Annotated in this window: 1 protein-coding gene and 1 pseudogene; both read right to left on the bottom strand. The window is 32.0% G+C overall.

Going from position 1 to position 1,864, the window contains the following annotated elements; translation table 11 throughout:
- Positions 1-84 precede the first annotated feature (84 nt).
- Positions 85-699 carry a hypothetical protein gene (locus FCI53_RS21065; RefSeq protein WP_138420936.1) on the bottom strand — a complete coding sequence of 205 codons (615 nt, stop codon included), beginning with the start codon at positions 697-699 and terminating at the stop codon, positions 85-87.
- A 684-nt stretch (positions 700-1,383) separates the two neighbouring features.
- Positions 1,384-1,728: pseudogene (locus tag FCI53_RS21070) on the bottom strand (DnaA N-terminal domain-containing protein); the annotation flags it as partial.
- Between the last annotated feature and the right edge of the window lie 136 nt (positions 1,729-1,864).

Genomic DNA, 1,864 nt, shown 5'->3' on the forward strand with positions numbered 1-1,864 from the left:
TTTATACCTTCCCTCCGTCAGGATATTATTAACATTAGTATATTGTCGCAGATTATCAGCAATTTGTACCGTCACAAATTCTTCCTAAAACGTTAAAATCCGCCGCCAATAGAATTGGCGGCGGACATAATTGTAAAGGTGGCTAAATTGCTTTGCAAAAAACTCACTGGTTACCATTCTTTTCATCAGTTTCTCATCAGCTAGTTCAGAATCAGTAAGTTTATAAGGTGCCTTATTTAAATTCTTTGAGACCAAATTTTCAAACTCAGCTACTCTGTTTATAAGATTTATTAAACGATATGGTGCATACTTTCTCTTCTGTTTTATAAAATCTCTTAAAGTCCTGGATTCTATATTTGATAGATACTTTGTTAGTAGAAATTCCCTTTGACCCTTTACTCCCAAGTTTAAGTGGGCATTTGAATCTCCTTTTAAAAGGAGGACTTCCCTCGAATGATTAAATGCGTTATTAAGAATAGCAATCAACTCCTCAATTACATTGATGTTTTTACTATTCTTATCCTCAACATCATTTACCAATTTTATACACTTATTTGTCAAAAGTTCCTTTACTGTGTCAAATGTTTGACGAGTTCTTCCGAACTCGTCGGGTTTCTGGAAGTTATTTCCATCCCCAAATATGTTTGAGGTATTTAATTGTAGTACTTTATTTAGCAAAATCTCATGGTATTCTTCCATTTAAAACGCCCTCCTTTTCTATACAAAAAAAGCACCATCATGAAGATACGCGCGACATATTACCCGTCACGGTATCAATACATGATGGTGCTTCCATTAATGTATTAATATTTTTATTATAAAAAATTGTACTTGAATCTTATAATATATATTATACATGTATTCTAAAGTAAAATGCAATAGATTAATAGTAATTATTTTATTGTGTTTCCTCAACATACATTTCAAAACAATCTTACATCCATATCTATGGTTTTTTCCTCCTTCATATAATGTGATCACCAGTATACAGCACTTTATATACATATTTCGCTTTATTATGAATAAGACAATTTTGAATAATAGTTGCGCTTAAGGAATTAAACAAACTAGACATAGCGTATTCACCTAGAACTACAAATGATCCAGATCTTTGGACTCAAACCTAACGAGCTCCACCCTGTCAAGGGCGAGAAGTTAAGTTTTTGTAGTTTTTATAAGTTATCGACAATTCCTATAAATCCTGAAATATCAATGGATTTATAGGATTCTTTTATCTATTGATTATTCCTGAATTTTATTAATTATTTATAGTTTAAATGCCATATTGATGCCACAAATGATGCCAAAAATTTATTATAAATGATCAATAAAACTTCAATTTCATGAACAAATCCATAAAAGGTAATTAGCCTAATTTCTATGCTATTTCTCACCTTCAAGTTTACTTAGCCTTCTTTCAAGTGATTCAATCTTTGCTTCTTGTAACTTATTTATTTCAGTTAGTTCTGTAACTTGATTAGCTGTTTCTCTCGTCAGTCCTTTTAATTCCTCATATTCAGATAAACTCGATGATAGCTTACTTTCTGCAACTTCTTTATCTTTTGTAACAACATGAATGTCATAATTCTTCCCCATAACTTCCTTTACTGCCTTGAAGATTAGATCCTTATATCGATTCTCAATCCAATTTTCTTCAAATTCATTTCTAGCTTTAACAATAACTTTTTCACCATCGATTTCCGCTTCTGTTCCTGCCAACCACGTTTCGAAACTTGGTGATTACGGCCACTGAAATGTACCACCTCTGACATAGTTTTTACCACCGAGTGACACAAAATTTACCAGTAAATGCCATGCGTTTACCAACTAATACCTTTGTATAATTAATGAGCATACCTGTTGG

The sequence above is a fragment of the Aquibacillus sediminis genome, from assembly GCF_005870085.1.
GTDB classification, from domain to species: Bacteria; Bacillota; Bacilli; order Bacillales; family Amphibacillaceae; genus Aquibacillus_E; species Aquibacillus_E sediminis.